This window comes from Pseudomonas sp. B21-031, assembly GCF_024748985.1.
Lineage (GTDB): Bacteria > Pseudomonadota > Gammaproteobacteria > Pseudomonadales > Pseudomonadaceae > Aquipseudomonas > Aquipseudomonas kermanshahensis.
The window spans coordinates 3,853,227-3,873,314 of the sequence record NZ_CP087181.1 but is presented as its reverse complement, the minus strand read 5'-3'; the positions used below and the strand labels follow the sequence as shown (position 1 = coordinate 3,873,314).

The 20,088-nt window shown below is 54.4% G+C and carries 16 protein-coding genes; 4 read left to right on the top strand and 12 right to left on the bottom strand.

Translation table 11 applies throughout. The features are described from left to right. Window positions 1-64: 64 nt before the first annotated feature. From LOY53_RS17260 to LOY53_RS17235, 6 genes are all read right to left on the bottom strand, one after another. On the bottom strand, window positions 65-454 hold the full coding sequence (locus LOY53_RS17260; RefSeq protein ID WP_258703060.1) for a heme-binding protein: 390 nt from the start codon (window positions 452-454) through the stop codon (window positions 65-67). A gap of 109 nt (window positions 455-563) precedes the next feature. Further along, entirely contained in the window at window positions 564-1,787 is a 1,224-nt protein-coding gene (locus tag LOY53_RS17255; protein ID WP_258703059.1) for a carbohydrate porin, read from the bottom strand. A 123-nt stretch (window positions 1,788-1,910) separates the two neighbouring features. Continuing rightward, entirely contained in the window at window positions 1,911-3,170 is a 1,260-nt protein-coding gene (locus tag LOY53_RS17250) for an MFS transporter (protein ID WP_258703058.1), read from the bottom strand. A gap of 68 nt (window positions 3,171-3,238) precedes the next feature. Then, window positions 3,239-4,831, bottom strand: a complete 1,593-nt coding sequence (locus tag LOY53_RS17245) for an FAD-dependent oxidoreductase (protein WP_258703057.1) — start codon at window positions 4,829-4,831, stop codon at window positions 3,239-3,241. Window positions 4,832-4,853: 22 nt separating this feature from the next. Continuing rightward, window positions 4,854-6,641 carry a thiamine pyrophosphate-binding protein gene (locus LOY53_RS17240; protein WP_180688484.1) on the bottom strand — a complete coding sequence of 596 codons (1,788 nt, stop codon included), beginning with the start codon at window positions 6,639-6,641 and terminating at the stop codon, window positions 4,854-4,856. Between the two features lie 93 nt (window positions 6,642-6,734). Then, on the bottom strand, window positions 6,735-7,394 hold the full coding sequence (locus LOY53_RS17235) for a ThuA domain-containing protein (RefSeq protein WP_258703056.1): 660 nt from the start codon (window positions 7,392-7,394) through the stop codon (window positions 6,735-6,737). A gap of 882 nt (window positions 7,395-8,276) precedes the next feature. Between LOY53_RS17235 and LOY53_RS17230 the strand changes: the two genes are divergently transcribed. The 3 genes from LOY53_RS17230 (at window position 8,277) to LOY53_RS17220 (ending at window position 12,132) form a co-directional block, all read left to right on the top strand. After that, a complete protein-coding gene (locus LOY53_RS17230) occupies window positions 8,277-9,335 on the top strand; it encodes a LacI family DNA-binding transcriptional regulator (protein WP_258703055.1) in 1,059 nt (352 codons plus the stop codon). 176 nt (window positions 9,336-9,511) lie between these two features. Further along, complete coding sequence (locus LOY53_RS17225; protein ID WP_258703054.1) at window positions 9,512-10,894, top strand: amino acid permease; 1,383 nt, start codon at window positions 9,512-9,514, stop codon at window positions 10,892-10,894. Between the two features lie 83 nt (window positions 10,895-10,977). Beyond that, the gene (locus LOY53_RS17220) at window positions 10,978-12,132 is read left to right on the top strand and encodes an MFS transporter (RefSeq protein ID WP_258703053.1); all 1,155 of its coding nucleotides are present in this window, start codon (window positions 10,978-10,980) and stop codon (window positions 12,130-12,132) included. A gap of 71 nt (window positions 12,133-12,203) precedes the next feature. On the opposite strand, the gene hisD is transcribed toward LOY53_RS17220, so the two are convergent. Both hisD and LOY53_RS17210 read right to left on the bottom strand, forming a co-directional pair. After that, a complete protein-coding gene (gene hisD, locus LOY53_RS17215) occupies window positions 12,204-13,511 on the bottom strand; it encodes a histidinol dehydrogenase (RefSeq protein ID WP_209967467.1) in 1,308 nt (435 codons plus the stop codon). A 238-nt stretch (window positions 13,512-13,749) separates the two neighbouring features. Next, the gene (locus tag LOY53_RS17210; protein WP_209967465.1) at window positions 13,750-14,562 is read right to left on the bottom strand and encodes a helix-turn-helix transcriptional regulator; all 813 of its coding nucleotides are present in this window, start codon (window positions 14,560-14,562) and stop codon (window positions 13,750-13,752) included. A gap of 744 nt (window positions 14,563-15,306) precedes the next feature. Between LOY53_RS17210 and LOY53_RS17205 the strand changes: the two genes are divergently transcribed. Beyond that, entirely contained in the window at window positions 15,307-16,557 is a 1,251-nt protein-coding gene (locus LOY53_RS17205; protein WP_258703052.1) for an MFS transporter, read from the top strand. 54 nt (window positions 16,558-16,611) lie between these two features. Here LOY53_RS17205 and LOY53_RS17200 read toward each other — a convergent pair whose 3' ends face one another. From LOY53_RS17200 to LOY53_RS17185, 4 genes are all read right to left on the bottom strand, one after another. Beyond that, window positions 16,612-18,048, bottom strand: a complete 1,437-nt coding sequence (locus LOY53_RS17200; RefSeq protein WP_258703051.1) for an NAD(P)(+) transhydrogenase (Re/Si-specific) subunit beta — start codon at window positions 18,046-18,048, stop codon at window positions 16,612-16,614. Next, on the bottom strand, window positions 18,045-18,365 hold the full coding sequence (locus LOY53_RS17195) for an NAD(P) transhydrogenase subunit alpha (RefSeq protein ID WP_258703050.1): 321 nt from the start codon (window positions 18,363-18,365) through the stop codon (window positions 18,045-18,047). The genes LOY53_RS17200 and LOY53_RS17195 overlap by 4 nt, the downstream gene beginning before the upstream one ends. Window positions 18,366-18,376: 11 nt before the next feature. Continuing rightward, window positions 18,377-19,498, bottom strand: a complete 1,122-nt coding sequence (locus tag LOY53_RS17190) for a Re/Si-specific NAD(P)(+) transhydrogenase subunit alpha (RefSeq protein ID WP_258703049.1) — start codon at window positions 19,496-19,498, stop codon at window positions 18,377-18,379. A 131-nt stretch (window positions 19,499-19,629) separates the two neighbouring features. Further along, window positions 19,630-19,986, bottom strand: coding sequence for a RidA family protein (locus tag LOY53_RS17185; protein WP_258703048.1), 357 nt, complete (start codon window positions 19,984-19,986; stop codon window positions 19,630-19,632). Between the last annotated feature and the right edge of the window lie 102 nt (window positions 19,987-20,088).

Sequence of the window (20,088 nt, the reverse complement as noted above, 5' to 3'; positions counted from 1 at the left end):
ACACCGATGGCAAATGCCGCAATTGCGAGCGCCCAGACACCCACATGAAGAGACTTCGAAGCGTTCATAGCCGGCCTGCAGCCTCCATGGCGATCGTCTGGTCGACCTCTACAGGGGCCCCAGAAATGCCAAGAGCTCCTATCACGTTGCCCGTTTCGTCATAGAGCACTACGCCGCCTCCGAAACTGATCAACCCGCCATTGGTTGCCTCCAATGTATAGATCGATCCAGAGGGCCTCGCTTCGGCGCCGATAGTGATGCTGTCTGTTCGGAAGAGGGCCGCGGTACGAGCCTTCTTCACTGCGATATCAATAGCCCCAGGTATTGCGTTGTCCATACGCAAGAAGGCGAATGGAAGCCCGGAGGGATCGACTACGGAGATGCAGACGGTGTGCCCCAGTCGATGGGCAATTTCTTGAGCGCGACTGATGACTTGCTGTGCAATTACTTCCATTTTCAAATTGTCCTGAGCAGTAGCACCTTGCGCTCAAGTGGCACCCTGAGCACCATTCGAGAGCAAGGTGAAGTTACGTTTTAGAAGAGGAGGGCGAAGCTCTATTTCGTCATTCCCACCAGTACTCGACCTGGACGCCGAAATTGCTGCCGTGGCGTGCGCTGTTGAATGCTCCGGTGGACGATAGGGCAGATCCTTCATCCATTTCATCCGCAGCCTGTTGGGCGGCCCGGTTCCACTTCGCGTAGGTGTAGTACAGGCGGATTTCTGGTCGATCCCAGAAGCCAGGCCCTTTGGGAGACCATGTAGGGGCTACGGTGAATTTGCTCAGCTTCCGAGTGCCATCGGCGGCATCAATCTGGTCGTGGCCGATTTCCGCAATGAGCTTGAACTGATCAGAGATCGCATAAACAGGCCTGACGCCCACCGATACCCAATCCTGTTTTTCCCCACCGTCGCGATAATCCCGCTGAGCTACGACCTGGAACTGGCCGCCGAATCGAGGAGTGATTTGCCAGTCGAAATAATCCAAGGCTCGCCAGCTTCGGTTGCTGCGCTCGAGCTCCACATCCCCTGTGTAACCCAAGCTGGTACCTGGGCCCTGGCCATGCTGGATTGCTACGGTGTTGGCGTTTCCACCGAGCACATCACTCTGGCGATGCTGGGCAGTGACCGCCCATCCGCTGTGGGTGTCACCACGATCCGGATCTTCTATGTAGCTGAAGCCAAACTCGAGCTCGCCGCCGGGGTTGGTGTTGATGCCGCCGATATTGAAGTCATGTCGGTTGGTATAGTCCTTTTGAAAGACGTTATCCTTCCTAGAGAATGCGTAGCTGTATTTGAGGCCGCCGAGTTCGAAATCTTCAATGCCTGCGCCGGTACCACTTTGATCCCAATAGTAAAAGTCTGAAATGTGTATGTCATTGCGCTTGTAAAAGCGACGGCCCGCCCACAAGGAGCCATTATTGAGTTGTGGTACTTTGCTCCACTCGGCGTAGGCTTGAACTACGCGAGCGTATCCGTAGTCATCTGAGAACTTCGGAGTGTGCCCATACTGATTTTGTAGGGCGGCCATCCCTTCAACACTAAGAACCGATCCATCATCAAGTGTGGCAAGGTCGTGGCGAACACCGAATTCGGCGTACTGCTCGCACTCGTTGCCTAAACGGTATTTAGTGGGTGCGCCAGGTAACTGAAAACATGACTGAGTTCCGCCCGAGGTCGCGCCACCAATGCCGCTACGAAGATAACCATTGAACTCGAATGCATCTGCTGCTAGTGGGGATAGCATACTGATTGCAGCCGACAGCCCTAGCTTCTTGCTATTGAGCATGAATGTTTCCTTTATTATTTGTTTTATGGTAGGTAGTGATTGTTCAGGAAGTAGTTTGACTTATGCTTTTATTGAATGGGTTGTGTAGAAAAAAGGGCTGCCCGAGCAGGCAGCCCCAAAGAATCAGCCTACCTTGTGTTCGCTGATGGGGGTTTGAAGCGAGGAATTGCTTGAGCGACCTTGTTTCATCAATGCTGGGCCGAATACGGCGAGCGGGATGAGGAGGACAATTGGGAAGTAGAGCAGTTTGTCGATACCGAAGGTGCTGACAACGAGCGCAATGGCCGCCGGCCCGATAAGCATGCCCGAATAACCAATGCAGTTCACGATGCCGATGTTGCGTCCTGCGTTGGCCGGGTCTTTACGACCAGCGCTGGACAGCATGAGCGGTGCGATGCTGGCAAGACCCAGGCCGAACATTGCAAAGCCAACCAGGCCCGCGAACTCTGTATTGACTACTACGATCAGAATCAGACCAGCGATGGCGATGACAGCGCTCAAGAATACGAGACGAACAGCGCCGATTAGTGCTGCGAGACGGTCGCCAATCACTCGACCAATGAACTGGGCCCCGATGAAGACCGAAACGGCAACACCAGCATCGGCAGCGGTGACACCAAGAACACGACGTCCATACTCTTGGCCCCAGTCTGCGACAGCCCCTTCACCAACCATGCTGCCCAGCAACAGGATACCGAACCCCACCATCAGCGCGATCACGCCAAGGGAAGCGGAGCTGGCCGGTTTGGCTCCCTTCGCATCAGTAGCTGCCTCTGGAACTACTTCATGCTGATCGAGCATGAAGACGCTGGAAATGATGCCGATTGCGAGTAACAGCACGCCCAGAACAGTGAATGGGACGGCGGCACTTTCGGTGTAACGTGCCGCAAACCCACTACCCACCATGCCGAGAACGAAGCCACCCAAGGAGTAAGCTGCGTGGAATGTGGTCATGATCGAGCGCTGGTAGAAACGTTCTACCTGCACACCATGAGTGTTGTACGCGGTGTCTGCAGCACCACGAAGCAACCCCAAGACGACCCCGAAGCTCAACGCAAAGTAAACGTCGGTGGCGTAGCCCATCGGGATGATGGAGAGCGGGTACGCAATTGCGGTTGTAAGAATAACTTTTTTGGCACCAAACCTGTCCAGGAACATGCCGACAATGAACGAACCTACCGCACTGCCCACACCAATACCAAACGCAATCATGCCAAAATTGGCGTCACCTAGGTCACCATTCAGTCCCATATGGTGACGAAATGCTGATACGCCAGTTGACCAGATGTACATCATTGCCCCGAGAATCATAAAGCCCGCAAATGTAGCAGCACGAGCCCTTCTAATTCGAGGGGTGACAAGGCTATTGTTCATGTTATTCATTTTTTAACACGTTCCTGTCGGTTAAGGTCGGGGTGTCATCCGTTTGCAAAGAATGGATGGCATTTTTATTAAAATTTATCCGCTATCCTTAGCGCATTTGCCGCAATTGTCAGTGCAGGGTTAACTGCTGCTGAAGATGGGAATGATGAGCTGTCAACGATCCATACGTTGTCCAGGTCATGCATTTTGCAGTTAGGGTCAAGAACGCTTTTCTTCGGGTCAGCACCCATTACCGCAGTACCACATTGGTGAGAGTTTGTCGCGATGCCCATACGCTCGGTCAGTACAACTGGGAAACCAGCTTTTTTCATGATTGCAGTGGTTTTTTCAACCAGCTGATCATGAGCACTGAGATTGTTAGGCGTCCAATGAACCTTGATGGAATCACGTTTTTCATCGTATTCCACGCGATTGTCCTGCGTTGGAATATCTTCAGAGGTCAGATAAAGGTCAACGCTGTGGCCGGTGATAAACCGAGAGACAATCTTCGGAATCCATGGCCGCATTGGCGTGATCATTGGCTCTCGAATCTTGCCAAGCATTTGCACATTCCCCAACGGGAATGTGTTGTGACGGCCTGCCGAGTACCAATCGTTGATAGCCAGTGTTTTTTGGAACTTCACCTTGTTGGTGTGCAGTGGGTCAACAGCGATCATGAACGTGCTGTTATGCACCATGTAGTTCCGACCTAGTTGGTCAGAGCTATTACCAAGGCCCGTAGGATGCAGCTCGTTCTTTGAACGGAAAAGCAGGGCGGCACTGTTAACCGCGCCACATGCTAGCGCGATACGATTTGCCAGAATTCTGACCGGTTGACCGTCCTTGACACCTAAAGCTTCAGTAACCCGCTTTCCGTCTTTGCTGGTCACGAGCTTGTCGATTTTGGTACCTACCATCAGCCTGGCGCCTGACTCCAACGCTGGACGCAAGGTCGAAATTTCGGCGTCGCCTTTGGCTTCGAGCAAGCATGGGTAACCGTCGCACGTAGAGCAGAGTACGCAGGCGCGATCCTCGCCGTAGTCAACAGCAGCCGGCATTACGAAAGGCGACAGTCCGTCATCTTTCATCACTTTCTCGAGTGAGAGCAGTGCGGGATCGTGCTGCAGGCCTGGCCATGGGTATGGTTGCGACCGCCATGGCTCGCTGGGGTCTTGGCCTGCGTTGCCGTGCACTTTATAGAGCTGCTCGGCTTGGCAATAGTATGGTTCCAATTCCGCGTAACTGATTGGCCAGCCTGGCGCGACACCTTCTGCGTGCTTTACATCCGAGAAGTCTACCTCCCGGAAGCGCGGCAGCATTGCCCCATAAAATTTGGTATTGCCACCTACGTAATAGAATACGCCTGGCGAGAAAGGCTTGTTATCCCTGTCCAGCCACTGTTCCGCGTTCCTGTAGCGGCCTTCACCGAAAACAGCTTCCGCACTCCAGTTTTCGGTTTCACGAGGAAGGAAATCGCCGCGCTCTACGACCAGGACATCGAGCCCTTTCTTGGTCAGAGCATGAGCAAATGTGGAGCCTCCCATGCCGGATCCGATGATCAGCACGTCGCAGGTCACTACACCATTTTCATCAGGCTTCACGGTTGGATTGGAGCGCCGGCGGGCCGGCGCTCCTTCCAAGCGGGCTTGCTCTGAATGAGTGTTTAATACTTCAGTACTCATTTCCTGCATGCCTCAGTTTTAGTTACAGGTGCTGTTCTTTGTTGCGCAGTTCCCAGTACTCATCCTGACGTTCGTCGGTGATGTACTCTGGAACCGGGAAGTCCCACCAGCCTGGAACCCACGGGCCTGCCGCGTCACGGTCGGTTGGAATTTCGATCAGAACGGCCTCATTGGATTCCAAGGCTTCTTGAAGGATTGGCTCCAGCTCATCGTTGCTGCGAACGCAGAAGGACTTCAGGCCGAACGCCTTGCCCAGTGCCTCGTAGTCCGGGGAGTAAGGCTTGCCATCAGGAGTGTTGAATTCGCTACCGATGTGTCGATCCGTCTGCTTGCGCTGGCCGCCGCGAATCGACATGTAGCCTGCGTTGTTCTGAATGATGAAGACAACAGGGATGTCGTTGGTTTTGCAGATGGCGATTTCCTGAGAGTTCATCAGGAAGTCACCGTCACCCAGGATGCACACAACTGGCTGATTCGGAGCCGCCAATTTGGCGCCGATTGCTGCAGGTACAGCCCAACCCATCGAGGAGAAGCCACCCGAGGTCAGGTGGGTGCGCGGAGAGTAAACAGGGAAGGTCTGCTTCACTGCGCCCTGCGCATTACCGGAACCTACGACAACGATGGTGTCCCGTGGGAAGATCTTACGCAGAGCGCCCAGAGGACGCTGCGAGGTGAACGGGAAGCGATCAGAGTCGCGTCGGGTCGCCAGCTTGGCTTCCCACAAGTCTTGGTTCTCTTTCAGATCTTGCAGGTACTCGGTGCGATCAACAGTTTCGTCTTTCAGCTCTTCAACAATGTGCGCCAGAGCGTACTTTGCGTCCGAAACGATACCGACAGCAACTGGGTAGTTTTTGCCGATCTCATGCGGGTCGATATCGATGTGGATCAAGCGTCCTGGTGGGATCGAGAACGTTACGCCTTGGGCGTAGCTCGAAGACGACCAGTCAGTGAATCGGCAGCCTACTGCCAGGATCACGTCAGCACTCGATGCCATCTTGTTGCCGCAGAGCGTGCCGGTCTGGCCAACACTACCTGCGAACAGCGCGTGGTCTTCCGGGAAGCCACCTTTACCGTTCCAAGTCGTAACGACTGGGATTTTCCAGGTTTCAGCCAGTGCTACAACTTCGTCAAATGCTTCGGCAGTGATAACGCCGCCGCCGATAACGATCATTGGACGCTTAGCCTCACGCAGTACTTCGGCCGCGCGCTTGATGGCTTTCGGATCTGGGTAGACCTTACCAACGGGAATGCGCTCTTGCAGGTCGTGCAGAGTCACCTCAGCCGCTTCAGCCTGTACGTCCATCGGGATTTCGATGTGAACAGGGCCGGGACGACCGGTCAGCATCGAGCTGAAAGCCCGGTGCATGATGAATGGCATCTCTTCGGTGCGAGTGGCAACCCAGTGCCGCTTGGATACTGCTTCGGCGATCTTCGGGAAGTCGTTGTCAGTGTAGCGCTCCAACTCCTGCAGCAAGCCATGGCCGCGCATGTGAGTGGGTGGGCCACCGGTGATCAGCATGCAGCTGGTCGAGTCGGTGTATGCGGTCGCCATACCGATAACGGTGTTGCTTGCACCGGCGCCAATCGAAGTGATTGCAGCCATTGGTTTGCCCGAAACACGGTAGAAGCCGTCGGCCAAGTGCACGGCACTTTGCTCATGGAAAACCTGAATGAACCGGAGCTTGGACTCCTCTTCCATGAAGGCGTCCATCAAAGTCCAGATGCCGTGCCCAGGAATACCGGCAACGTACTCGACGCCGTAATTTTTTAGTGTTTGGGCAACCACTTGGCTGCCTGTGAGTTTAGGCATGTTGCATCGCTCCTAGTTGGAGGGTTTCACTAAACGTTCTTCAGGGAAACCGCGTGGAGTAACCCTGAAGATCTCGAATTACCGGTCAGGTATTTACTTACGCGCTGCCCACACCAAGCCTTGCTTAGTGAGACGACGGATATTGGGGTCAGCGAGGTTGCTGGTGTCGTGGCCGATCGAGTGATAGAACACTCGGCCCTCGCCCCAGTTACGAATCCAAGCAACTGGGCTTCGGTGGCCTTTAAGCCATGGCATAGGGTTGCCATCAAAGGTGGTTTCAGCCAAGACGTGTATGTTTGGGTCTACCTGCATGTAGTACTGCTCGGAGCGAACCTCAAAATCCTCAACGCCTTGGGTCACCTCGTGATCACGGTCGATGAAGTTGACCATGTACGGGTGTGGGTAACCTTCGCCAGCCGGATGCTCAAGGAACGAGCCGCCCAGCATAAAGTGATATTTCAGGCTTGCGCGGAATGCCGCGCCTGCGCCGTGCCAGCCAACAAGGCCCACGCCGCTTTCGACTGCTTCAGAGAGATGCTTTTCCTGCGAAGCAGTCAGGGTTTCGGTGGTGACAGCGTTGTTCCATCCGATGATGATCAGGTCATAACCCTTAAGGTCACGATCCAGGGTGAAGATGTCGGTGGACTCTTCAACGTCAAAGTCCAGCTCCTTGAAGAGCTCGCGAGCCCAGCCAGCGATTTCGTATGGGTAATGTCCAGGCCAGCCGCCGTAAAGATAGAGAGCACGAGTCACGGTTATACCTCCAGTATTTATTTTTGACGAAGAGCAGCCGTCGATAAAACTTCGACAGAATTTTTAGCTATTAACTTGCCTTTATTGGGGCTGCACGAAGTCACCGAAATAAATTCGGGGTGATAACTTGGCGTGAGCCTTTACCTGCCTACATTGTCACAGCAAGCGAAATGGTTGCTGCGGGTATCTTGCGTTCAAAGTAGGGGGTTTATCTAACGACGATTTCACTGCGCACTTAAACTCCAGGCAAAGGCGTTCCTAGCCGTTAATACAGCTGAGTGGGTCTGGGTCTCGGCACTAGGGCTCCGACGCACGGACGCATTTCGGGCTTTATGGGCAGTGAATCTAAGAGATAGCTGGGATGTGAGCCGCAGAGCTAGTGACGGCACGCATCTCGCTTGATGGTTTCGCTGAGCTAGTTCGTTCAGCTTTTGGGCGCTAGACATAAGCAGCCTCGTTTCTTGTTTGGGTGGTTATTCGTATAACCTGTGAGCACAAGGTAACACGCGTTTTGACGTTGTCAATACCCGCACACGACAAAAGGTCGGGGCCTCGATTGGGCACATACCTCTGGCAGTGGCGCATCAAATTTGTGGTTGGAAGCCGCGTGGTTTGTGGCATCAAGGGGGATGGTGATCAGCGATTTTGATCGCATTTTTCTTTGTCGCTAGGCCAGTAGCGAGCCAAAAAAAATGTGCCAGTGCGATCTTTTCTGTCTTGGGGAAGGGTTCGAGCTAGGTGTGTGGCAGCAATCGAGCCAGGGAAAATAGTTATCCACCCTGAGCTCGAGCCGTTATCCTCACCAGCTCTGCAGTCAGCGTATGCAGAGTAATTCCTGCATGTCATAGAAATAAATATAGGGCAGATCTTCAGATGGTTTCGATGAAAGATGTGGCAAAAGCAGCGGGCGTTTCTCAGCCAGCGGTTTCCTATGCCTACAGCGGCTCGAGTAAGGTCTCAGCCAGCCAGCGGGAGCACATTCTTTCAGTCGCTGCGAGCTTGGGATATCCAGGGCCGAACCTTCGCGGGAGAAGCCTGCGCTCGGGGCGAGTCGGTGCCATTGGCCTGGTCGTAATGGATCAGTTGTCCTATGCGTTTGATGACCCTTGGGCGATGTCTCTTCTGAAAGGAATCGCCAAGGTCAACGAACTCGCCAACGTCGCATTGACCCTCTTCCCCTTGAAGAGCAAAAAACTGGAGGGCGATCAGGAAGGTGATTCCAACCTGGCTGTACGGGGGCTGGTCGACGGCCTGATCATCTCCACATTGCCTGACGATCATCCAATCACCCAGTTCATCGTGAAACGCAACATACCTGCGGTGATTATCGACTCGCCCAGACTGGAGGGGGTGCATTTTGTTGGGATCGACGACCGGCAAGCTGCAACGGATCAAATGGAGCACATTCTTGGCCTTGGTCATACCAAGATCGCGGTTCTGGTCGAGCGCTTGATCCCCGACGGGAAGAGGGGGCGAGTGAGTCAAAAGCGCTTTAGGCAGTCGACGGAGAGAATCGCTAGAGAGCGGCTCACGGCCTACGTCGAGACTGCCGAAAGGCACGGCATTGCTTACGACGAGTTGGTGATTATCGAAGCAGGCGGATTTACCGATGCGCTCGGTCGGGAGGCTGCGTCCACACTGCTACGTGAGTCCGGGGTCACGGCTGTTGTAGCGAGCTCTGATGTGATGGCATTAGCGTGTTTGTCAAAAGCGGAGGAGGAGGGTGTAGCCGTTCCCGGGCAGCTATCGGTTATCGGGTTCGACGACGTCCCCGATGCGGCGCCGAGAGGCCTGACCACCATCCGTCAGTCCATCATCGGTAAGGGCGAGTGTGCTGCTCGTATTTTGCTCGATGAACTCGAGGCGTCGGAGCCCCTACAGCCGATAGTCAAGATCTTCGAAACATCGCTTGTCGTGCGAACCACTACGCGCCGACTGTAGCGCTGTGCGTCAATCTGCGTCACTTTGTGTTTGATTGAGAAATTGGCCCAGTGAGTTTCACAACTTAATCTGAGATCGCAATGCGGCGGTTTCTAAAAATAACGTGAAGCTCACTTCCGCCAGCCTCCAGGCTGTACCGCTTAGGCGGTGGGTGGAAGTTCCTGATGGGGCTAGGCATGGAATATCAACTGGATTCTGCCTCAGAGAAGGCGGTGTCTCATGGGGCGTTGTCTAAGGGTTTGAGTAGTCGCCAGATCACCATGATCTCTATTGGTGGTGTAATCGGTGCAGGCTTCTTCGTGGGCTCCGCGAGCGCCATTAGTGCTGCTGGGCCAGCGGTATTGGTCTCCTTTGCTATTGCTGCGGTACTGGTTGTACTTGTGATGGGCATGCTTGCCGAACTCGCAACTGCCAACCCAGACACGGGTTCATTTTCCACTTATGCGCAGCAAGCGATGGGGCGTTGGGCGGGCTTCTCCATTGGCTGGCTGTACTGGTGGTTTTATGTGCTTGTCATCCCGCTAGAAGCTATCGTTGCCTCCGACATTCTCGGCGGCTGGCTTGGAGTGCCCTCCATGGCAGTTGGTGTGGCGCTCATTGTTGGCCTCACTCTGACCAATATCCTCAGCGTGAAAAACTTCGGTACGCTCGAGTACTGGTTCTCCCTGATCAAAGTCGTCACCATTTTGGCTTTCATTGCCCTTGGTGTAATCGCCATTTCTGGATTGCTTCCTACAAGCTCAGCTAGTGGCGTCGGTCACCTCTGGCAGGATGGCGGCTTTGCGCCCACAGGTTTGCCGGGAATAGCATCAGCGTTGGTTCTCGCTCTGTTCAGTTTTACAGGCATGGAAATCGTGACCATTGCGGCAGCTGAATCTGAAGACCCCCGAGCAAATATTCGGAGGGCAATCCGCTCTGTGGTGTGGCGGATGCTGATCTTCTACTTCGGTTCGATCTTCGTCATTGTTGCGTTGGTGGCATGGAACTCACCTCGCCTGGAGGTTGGCTCTTTCCAATCGGCTCTGGAAGTGATGGGTATCCCTGGAGCTGCGGGCATCATTCAAGCGGTAATTCTGGTGGGGGTTGCGAGCACCCTCAACTCTGCGATTTTCACTGCGTCTCGTATGGGCTATTCGCTTGCGGTTCGCCGAGATGCGCCTCAGTCATGGGCTCAGACGACCGCCAATGGCGTACCGAAGGTTTCGATTTTCTACGCAAGCGCTGGGGCTCTCATTCTACTGGTGGCCAACTACACCTTGCCTCAAGCAGTGCTGGTTCCACTGATTGCCACGATCGGTACGATTGCTCTCGTGATGTATCTGGTCATCGCCGTGAGCCAGGTGATTTTACGCAAGCGGGCCATCGCTGAAGGGAGGGCTCTGATCGTCAAATTCCCTCTCTTCCCCGCGCTTTCCTATTTCACCATTGCTGCGATCGTGTCGTTCTTGATTTTGATGGCTGTTGTGCCAGGGCACCAAATGGAGTTGCTGGTGTCATCAGTCCTAACGATGGCTTTGGTAATCATTGGTGTGATCCTTCAGAAACGCGATAGGGGTTAAGCTTCCAAACCACGGTTCTTGTTGTGTGCGGTACTCACCAAACTTTGCCCATCTCCTGATGGGCGTTTTTTTTGGGATAATTTATGAATGCGTTAACCGATGATTTTTACACGATTAGCAGGAGGAGCCTGGTTGCATGCCGAACAGCCTTTTTCCTTCCTGGGGTGGCGATGGGTGCATGGGCGCCACTGGTGCCGTTCGCCAGGGAGCGGGCTGGAATTGGTGATGGGGAACTGGGTATCTTGCTGCTCTGCTTAGGGACTGGCTCTCTATGCATGATGCCGTTCGTTGCAAAGATCGTCAGCAAAGTAGGGTGCAGGGCGACAATGATCACGGCTCTTCTCGGGGCGATCATCAGTTTGATGTTTCTTGCTAGCGTTTCGCAGTTTTCGCTGCTTGTCGTATTTCTGCTGATCTTCGGTGCTTGCCTGGGGACAGCCGACGTGACGATGAACCTGCAAGGTTCCATCGTCGAGAGAGGTCTCGGACGTTCGATGATGTCTGGCTTTCATGGCTTATTCAGCGTTGGGAATATTGTCAGCGCCCTGGTCGTTTCTGGGCTCTTGTGGTGCGGGCTGTCACCGGTGGAGGCTGTCTTTGCTCTCGTAGCATTGGTCATAGCTCTGTTACTGGGCGTAGGCCGACACATGCTTCCTTATGGAGAGGGTAGCGGAGGCTCAATGTTCGCCAAGCCAACACCCTACGTGCTGCTCTTGGGTGTGCTCTGCCTGATTGCCTTCCTTGTTGAAGGGTCAATGCTCGACTGGAGTGCAGTATTCTTGAATACCGTCAGGGGCATGGATATCAGTCATTCTGGGATTGGTTTCGCACTCTTCTCCGTTACGATGGCAATCGGGAGGCTGTCAGGGGACTGGTTGGTTCCGAAACTGACGGAGCGCGTTGTGCTCTTAGGTGGCGGGTGCGTGGCGCTGGTAGGGGTCATGATCGCCATTTTGGTCGACAACCCATTTGCCACCTTGGCAGGTTTCGTCCTGATTGGGGCTGGAATCGCGAACCTAGTCCCAGTGTATTGCTCTGCAGCCGGCAAGCAGGGGGCTATGCCGGTAGCCATGGCGCTTTCAACAGTCAATGCAATTGGCTATCTGGGCATCCTGATGGGGCCAGCAGTCATAGGATTTGTGGCTCACTTGACCACATTGAGCATTGCACTGCTGCTGACTGGAATCCTTCTGGTGTTTGTCATTGCTACCTCAAGGACTGTCGTGAAGCAGTCTTGAGGTTTGATTTTCACCTGCCCAATAAAAATGCCAGCCCACCAAGTGAGCTGGCATTTTTTGAGCCAGTGGATTTAAATCGCTGGTTCGCCGAAGCCTACTTCTTTCTTGCCATAGCGACGAACACGGATGTTCGCTTGCTCAGCGTGGCCGACAAAACCTTCCATCAAGCACAGGCGCGAGCAGTATTCGCCGATCAGCGAAGAAGCTTCGTCGGTCAGGATGCGCTGATAGGTGCAGGTCTTGATGTACTTACCAACCCACAGGCCACCGGTGTAGCGAGCGGCTTTGTTGGTTGGCAGGGTGTGGTTGGTGCCGATCACTTTGTCGCCGTAGGAAACGTTGGTACGGGCACCTACGAACAGAGCGCCGAAGTTGGTCAGGTTCTTAACGAAGTAATCGTCATCGTGAGTCATGATCTGGACGTGCTCAGATGCGTATTCATCCGAGAGCTTGACCATTTCTTCGTAGTTTTCACACAGGATGATCTCGCCGAAGTTATCCCACGCCTCACGGGCGATTTTCTGGGTTGGCAGCTTGACCAGGAGGCGTTCGATCTCTTTCAGCGTTTCCACTGCCAGTTCGCGAGAAGTGGTCAGCATGACCGCTGGGGAGTCGACACCGTGCTCGGCTTGGCCCAGCAGATCGGTCGCACACAGTTCGCCGTCGACCGAGTCATCGGTGATGAGCAGTGTCTCGGTTGGGCCTGCGAACAGATCGATGCCAACACGCCCGAAGAGTTGACGCTTTGCTTCGGCAACATAAGCGTTGCCTGGGCCAACAATGATATCTACTGGACTGATCGACTCAGTGCCGATCGCCATCGCCGCAACTGCCTGAATGCCACCCAGGCTGTAGATGGCGTCAGCACCGCCCAGCGCCTGTGCAGCAACGATGTAAGGAGCCGGCTTGCCTTGGAAGGGCGGGGCAGCAGTGGTGATGTTCTTCACGCCAGCCGATTTGGCGGTAACGATCGACATGTGGGCCGATGCCAGCAGTGGGTACTTGCCACCTGGCACATAGCAGCCAGCTGCATTCACAGGGATGTGCTTATGGCCGAGGATCACACCTGGAATGCTCTCAATTTCAACATCCAGGAGGGATTTACGCTGAGCATCAGCGAAGCGGCGCACCTGCTCTTGAGCGAACAGAATGTCGTTGTATTCACGCTCGGTGAGCCTGGATACACATTCTTTGACTTCGGCGTCGGTCAGGCGGTAGTCGGTGCGATCCCAGCCATCGAACTTAACCGAGAGCTCGCGGACAGCGGCATCGCCGCGTTTTTCGATGTCCAGCAGGATGCGGGAGACATCAGACTTCACCTGCTCGTTGCGATCAACCTGCTGTTCAGTAGGTTTAGCCTTTTTGATCCACTCAGCCATCACATCACCTCTATCGGGCGCACACAGTATTAGGATTATTGAGCAGCACTCGAGGGTGGTCGCCGCTTAGCAGGGATTGCGTAATGCGATCTGCGACCCTTTCGAATATCGAGCTGCTTGAATCAAATTACCGTTGACGGATGACGCAAACAATTTCTCACATGAACGACATATGACGCAATGTGACGCACATTTGTGATGAGTTAGACGCATTTAGAGTCGACGTCTTGGGTTGCCCTCAGACGGGATCGATTGAAGAGGTGCCGGCTCCCAGATAATCCACGACCTCCTTGGGAATGGAGGGATCATCAGGAGAGAGAACGGTTGCACGGCGAATGTGTTCTTTTTTCATGAGCCCCTTGGTGACGAAATGCATCGCAACTTTTGCGGCGACAGGCTGACGTACCATGGTTGCTGCGATGCCACTAGAGACACCAAAAACGAATTTCCTAGAGTTTCTACTTACCGCTGCGAGGTTGGTGAAAGTGATTTCGTTCTTCTGAATGCTTTCGAAATCTATGCAAAAGATCCGGCTGGATATCAAGAAGGTCAAGCCATGATACTTGAAGTGGTAATCTATCTTGCCACTGCCATCCTGGTTAGGGAATCTCTCGATGTAATAATGCATGAGCATCCCGTTTTTTTCATAAATGCAGAAAACGGATCTAACAATTTTCCCTTTGTAGATGGATGAATGATGATATCGTTCATAGACGCCCGTTAGTTCTGATAGGCTAGAGTCATTTTCTTGTAGGAGCTCATTGATAAACATGAGCATCTTTGGTGTTTGGATCAGGTTTCTGAAAAGATGAAAATGACCGCCTTCGATCATTGATCGGAAGTCGTTCGGGTTGCTGAATAGTATGTCGTTGCTTAGGCCGAAAAAGTTAGCTATTGAGCGCAGGTTGGATTTTGAAGGTTGATGCGTTCCAGCTAAATACTTATTGAATTGCTGTCGGTTGATTCCTACTCGCCGGCACATCTCTGAAACTGTGCCAACTTGTTCACATAGCATTTTCAGGTTTTCTTGAAAATTTTCTTGATTGTGCATGGCTTGTCTTGGTTCAGATATATCGATGAGCTCATCTTATGGGGTTTCCAGCTCATCATCAACGGGAAGTGGGATTTTGGTGCGCCTGAGTTCCGATCATCGATGGCGCTGGGTACCAGCGCTCCGCTCAGATTCTAGGGATGGGGCGTTGGATTGGGCGATACCTAAAAATCGGTCAGCGCTTCAGGACGGTGCGGCGACCGGAGGGGTAGGAAATCTGATTAGCCAATACGAGGAGTAGCTTTTCACCGTTTAAATGGTTTGGGGGCAATACCATATTCAATGAGCCTCCTAGCTGTCGCTAAAATGCGAACTCACCTTGGGTTTTCGCAATAATGCATTTTGTTTTTTCACCCGGGCAGTCATTTAGCCCCGAGCTAGACGCTTTGCGTTTGTTGGCAGGAAACTTGCTCTCATATGGTCGTGGGTGTTGTTTTTTAAGAGTCTGGGTTATCAGTTCCTGAGCTCTGGAGGGATTGATAAAAATGGAGGTGATTGACGATCAATGAGGCCATTTTCTTCCCTGGTTTCGCATATAAATATAAAAAAGCAGGGGGCGTATTTCTTACTGCCATTACAACCGGAAGGATGTCGTGTTTTTCTGCCTTGACGCTTGATGGCTGAGGGCAGATTGCAGACTCGTCGCGTCGGAATGGCCACTGTCTAATAAGGACAGTCCTGAATACGCTCGCGCACTGCGTGCAGCCGCACGATCCTCCATAAACACAAGAATGAGGACTGAGTGTGATTACTAATAAAGTTAGAAAAGCAAGGGTCGCCACCTTCATCGGCTTCCTCCTCCTCGGGGCAATGATGTATGTGTGGTCTACGGGTGTAAGTGCATTCCGTCACCAGATGGGGTTATCAGGTGATGCAGGGGATGTTAACTTTGGTCTTCTAGCCTTAGGTATTGGGATAGGCAGTTCGGTAGGGGCATTCATTGTAGGCGGGCTTATTGACCGGTTTGGAGCCAAAGCGGTCGTTTGCGCATGCCTAATCGGTTATCCCCTGTCCATCATTCCTATGGGGTTCGTCAGCGAATTCTACTTCGCTCTCACTTTTGGTGCCGTGCTAGGTCTGTTACGCGGCGCATTGGATACCGCCATTAACGCTCACGGTATTCAGGTGGAACGCTTCTACCAGCGACCAATCATGTCAGCATTTCATGCTTTCTATGCTTTGGGCGGTTTCTTTGCGGGCATGGCAGGTAGCTGGTTCAGTGGGCTCTACCACGAAAGCGCTTCAGTGCAGTTCTCAGTCATGGGCGGAGTGATCCTGGTAAGCGGTGCCTTGGTAAGCTTCTGGCTGCTGGGGAAGAACGACGTGCCTGCCCTTGAAGCTGCGCCGGCTGGAGCAGAAGTATCCAGCTCGCCACCGGTTGCTCCAACTAGCAAAGCTATAGTAATCCTCATGGTGGGCCTGGGGCTGCTTCTGCTTGGCGCAATGATTGGCGAAAGTGTCATTGGCGACTGGGGGCAAGAATTTGTCCGTCGTGAATTCGCGACCACTGCAGCCTTGGCCGGCGTAGCCGTTTCGACCTTTACTGGGGCAGAATTTGTGGGACGCTTCCTTGGTGATCGATTGGCTGCCCGCTTCGGATCAACTCAGGTCATTTTCTGCAGCAGCATCATTGCGATTGTTGGGCTTGTGGTGGTGGTGCTGGGAGGTTCAGCTGCTACCTCCATCGCTGGCTTCGGACTCTTTGGGCTTGGTATGTCCTGCATTGCTCCCCTCCTGCTTTCGAGCGCAGGGCGGATGGATCCAGCAAATGCTGGCCGTAACATTGCCATTGTGAACAGCATTGGGTACTCAGGCATGCTGGTAGCTCCTGCGGCTATCACCGTCATTGTCAATGCATTTGGGCTGGGGGCTCTCATCTACCTGCCGATTGTGATGATGATGCTTCTAGCATTGTTTGGGCCGCTGATGTTGCGTACGCCCAAGAGTCAATCCTCTGTATCGCCTACAACCCAGTGGGCTGCTACCCCTAAGTGATTTACTGAAGAACTGAGAAAGGCCCTCTAGCTAGAGGGCCTTTTTTTGTAAGATTCACGCCACTGCTTTAACCATATCCTCGATTACCTTCTTCGCGTCACCGAACACCATCATGGTCTTGTCCAGGTAGAACAGATCGTTGTCCAGGCCGGCATAACCGCTGGCCATTGAGCGTTTGTTGACGATGATGGTCTTGGCCTTGAACGCCTCCAGAATAGGCATGCCGGCGATCGGCGACTTCGGATCGTTCTTCGCCGCCGGGTTGACCACGTCGTTGGCACCCAGCACCAGTACCACGTCGGCCTGGCCAAACTCCGCGTTGATATCCTCCATCTCGAATACCTGGTCGTACGGCACTTCGGCCTCGGCCAGCAGCACGTTCATGTGCCCGGGCATGCGGCCCGCCACCGGGTGGATCGCGTACTTCACGGTCACGCCGTTGTGGGTCAGTTTTTCCGTCAGTTCCTTGAGCGCATGTTGGGCACGGGCCACCGCCAGGCCGTAGCCCGGGACGATGATCACGCTGTCGGCGTTGCTGAGCAGGAAAGTGGCATCGTCGGCCGAGCCGGACTTCACCGGGCGCTGCTCTTTCGAGCCTTGTGCCGCGCCGGCATCGGTATCGCCGCCGAAGCCGCCCAGGATGACGTTGAAGAACGAGCGGTTCATCGCCTTGCACATGATGTACGAGAGGATCGCACCGCTGGAGCCCACCAGGGAGCCTGCGATGATCAGCATCGAGTTGTTCAGCGAGAAGCCGATACCCGCCGCTGCCCAGCCCGAGTAGCTGTTGAGCATCGACACCACCACCGGCATGTCGGCCCCCCTGATCGGGATGATGATCAGCACACCCATGATGAAGGCCAGAACCAGCATCAGGGTGAAGGCGCTGTAGTGGCCGGTGAAGGTGAACAGCAGGCCCAGGGCGATGGTGGTCAGGCCCAGGATCAGGTTCAGCTTGTGCTGACCGGAGAACTCTACCGGAGCGCCCTGGAACAGGCGGAACTTGTACTTGCCTGACAGCTTGCCGAAAGCGATTACCGAACCGGAGAAGGTAATGGCACCGATGGCTGCGCCCAGGAACAGCTCCAGGCGGTTACCTGTGGGGATCGGGTCGCTGATCGCGGCAACGATGCCCATCGACTGCGGCTCAAGCACGGCGGCGATGGCGATGAACACCGCAGCCAGGCCGATCATGCTGTGCATGAAGGCGACCAGTTCCGGCATCTTGGTCATCTCGACGCGCTTGGCCATGGTCGAACCGGCGGTACCACCGACCAACAGGCCGACGATGACGTAGCCGATGCCCGCTGTTGCCAGCTCGGCGCCCAGCTTATAGATGAGGCCAACCGTGGTGAGCATGGCGATGCCCATGCCGATCATGCCGAACAGGTTGCCGCGCCGTGACGTGGTTGGATGCGACAGGCCCTTGAGCGCCTGGATGAAACAGATCGAGGCGACGAGGTAGAGAAGTGTTACCAGATTCATGCTCATGCTTGTTTCTGCGCCTCGTTCTTAGTTTTCTTCTTGAACATTTCCAACATACGACGGGTGACTAGGAAACCACCGAATACGTTGACTGCAGCTAGAGCCACCGCCAGAGTGCCCATCACCTTGCCGGCCGGGGTCACGGTCAGGGCGGCGGCCAGTATGGCGCCGACGATTACGATCGCGGAAATGGCGTTGGTGACTGCCATCAGCGGCGTGTGTAGGGCCGGAGTGACGTTCCAGACCACGTGGTAGCCCACATAGATGGCCAGCACGAAGATGATCAGGTTGTAGATGCCATGGGAAATCAGCATGTCTTCCATTGTCGTGCTCCTTAGCCGTTCTTGCGCATGACCTGGCCGTCGCGGCACATCAGGCACGCGGCGACGATGTCGTCTTCGAGGTTGATGACCAGCGCGCCGTCTTTGTCGAACAGCAGCTTCATGAAGTCCAGCAGGTTGCGTGCGTACAGCGCCGAGGCATCGGCACCCAACTGGGCTGGCAGGTTGGTCGGGCCGACGATGGTCACGCCGTTCTCCATCACCACCTGATCGGCGACGGTCAGCGGGCAGTTGCCGCCTTGGGCCGCAGCTAGGTCGATGACCACCGAGCCAGGCTTCATCTGCGCCACGGTTTCGGCGCTGAGCAGGGTCGGAGCCTTACGACCTGGGATCAGCGCCGTGGTGATGACGATATCCGCTTGCCTGGCGCGCTCGTGCACGGCCTGGGCCTGGCGTTGCATCCAGCTGGCAGGCATCGGTCGTGCATAACCACCGACACCTTCGGCGCATTCACGCTCTTCGTCGGTCTCGTAGGGCACGTCGATGAACTTGGCGCCCAGCGACTCGATCTGCTCCCTCACCGCCGGACGTACGTCCGACGCCTCGATCACTGCACCCAGGCGCTTGGCCGTGGCGATGGCCTGCAGGCCGGCAACGCCAGCGCCGAGGATCAACACGAGGGCAGCCTTTACGGTACCGGCGGCGGTCATCAGCATAGGCATGAACCGGGGGTAATGATGAACAGCCAGCAGTACGGCCTTGTAGCCAGCGATGTTGGCCTGGGAGGAGAGTACGTCGAGGCTTTGAGCGCGCGAGGTGCGCGGCGCGGCTTCCAGGGCGAAGGCGGTGATACCGCGTTCGGCCATCTTGCCGATCAGTTCGCTGTTGAACGGGTTGAGCATGCCCACCAGCAGGCTGCCACTATTGATCAGGGCCAACTCCTGCTCATTTGGCGCGACTACCTTTAGAACCAGTTGAGCACCGAAAGCATCCGCAGCAGTACCAATGGAGGCTCCAACCGCCTCATAGGCGCTATCTGGGATGCTAGCCTTAACCCCTGCGCCCCGTTCAATGACTACCTGGTGCCCTAACGAACATAATTTTTTGACGATTTCGGGCGTAGTGGCGACGCGTGTTTCGTTCGTTTGTGTTTCTGCGGGTATACCGATATGCAAGGCACACACTCCTTTTGAGCCACAGTTCATCGCCACGGCGAATTGAGATCACCGTGACGACAGGTGTAGCGATTTATTGTTTGAAGAGGAACGTAACCCGAGCGTGAATTAGCATGCCCGGTTGAGGAAAATTATTTGTCTGCAGCAATAACAGCAATTTCTACTAAGGTGTCGGGTGTCCCTAGCAGAGCTTGCACAGTGGCGCGGGCAGGAGCTTCTCCCGAAGCTGCCCATTCGTCCCAAACTTGATTCATACCGTCTAGGTGGTTTTCAATATCTTTGAGCCAGATTTGGGCGCTGAGAATTCGAGTTTTGTCTATCCCAGCTTTATCTAGCCATCCGTCGATTTTTGCCAGCACTTGAAGAGTTTGACCCTTAATGTCCTCAGAACGCTCATTGGCGACTTGCCCGCCTACAAAGACCAATCCGTTATAGCGGACTACTCGGCTCATGCGCTGGTTGGTTTCAATACGTTGAATATCACTCATGACTCGTCTCCTTGTTGATGAATGGACACACGTATGCCACCTGACGCAATAAACGCAGGGGCAGAGTTTAAGTCTATTTTTTTTGGACGGCATCCTTGCCTT

Excerpts from the sequence above, each read along its gene's own strand:
- LOY53_RS17185 (WP_258703048.1), bottom strand. The coding sequence starts at position 19,986 with ATGAGTGATATTCAACGTATTGAAACCAACCAGCGCATGAGCCGAGTA.
- LOY53_RS17255 (WP_258703059.1), bottom strand. The coding sequence starts at position 1,787 with ATGCTCAATAGCAAGAAGCTAGGGCTGTCGGCTGCAATCAGTATGCTA.
- LOY53_RS17240 (WP_180688484.1), bottom strand. The coding sequence starts at position 6,641 with ATGCCTAAACTCACAGGCAGCCAAGTGGTTGCCCAAACACTAAAAAAT.
- LOY53_RS17200 (WP_258703051.1), bottom strand. The coding sequence starts at position 18,048 with ATGAGCATGAATCTGGTAACACTTCTCTACCTCGTCGCCTCGATCTGT.
- LOY53_RS17230 (WP_258703055.1), top strand. The coding sequence starts at position 8,277 with ATGAAAGATGTGGCAAAAGCAGCGGGCGTTTCTCAGCCAGCGGTTTCC.
- LOY53_RS17260 (WP_258703060.1), bottom strand. The coding sequence starts at position 454 with ATGGAAGTAATTGCACAGCAAGTCATCAGTCGCGCTCAAGAAATTGCC.
- hisD (WP_209967467.1), bottom strand. The coding sequence starts at position 13,511 with ATGGCTGAGTGGATCAAAAAGGCTAAACCTACTGAACAGCAGGTTGAT.
- LOY53_RS17220 (WP_258703053.1), top strand. The coding sequence starts at position 10,978 with ATGAATGCGTTAACCGATGATTTTTACACGATTAGCAGGAGGAGCCTG.
- LOY53_RS17225 (WP_258703054.1), top strand. The coding sequence starts at position 9,512 with ATGGAATATCAACTGGATTCTGCCTCAGAGAAGGCGGTGTCTCATGGG.
- LOY53_RS17245 (WP_258703057.1), bottom strand. The coding sequence starts at position 4,831 with ATGAGTACTGAAGTATTAAACACTCATTCAGAGCAAGCCCGCTTGGAA.
- LOY53_RS17210 (WP_209967465.1), bottom strand. The coding sequence starts at position 14,562 with ATGCACAATCAAGAAAATTTTCAAGAAAACCTGAAAATGCTATGTGAA.
- LOY53_RS17250 (WP_258703058.1), bottom strand. The coding sequence starts at position 3,170 with ATGAATAACATGAACAATAGCCTTGTCACCCCTCGAATTAGAAGGGCT.
- LOY53_RS17195 (WP_258703050.1), bottom strand. The coding sequence starts at position 18,365 with ATGGAAGACATGCTGATTTCCCATGGCATCTACAACCTGATCATCTTC.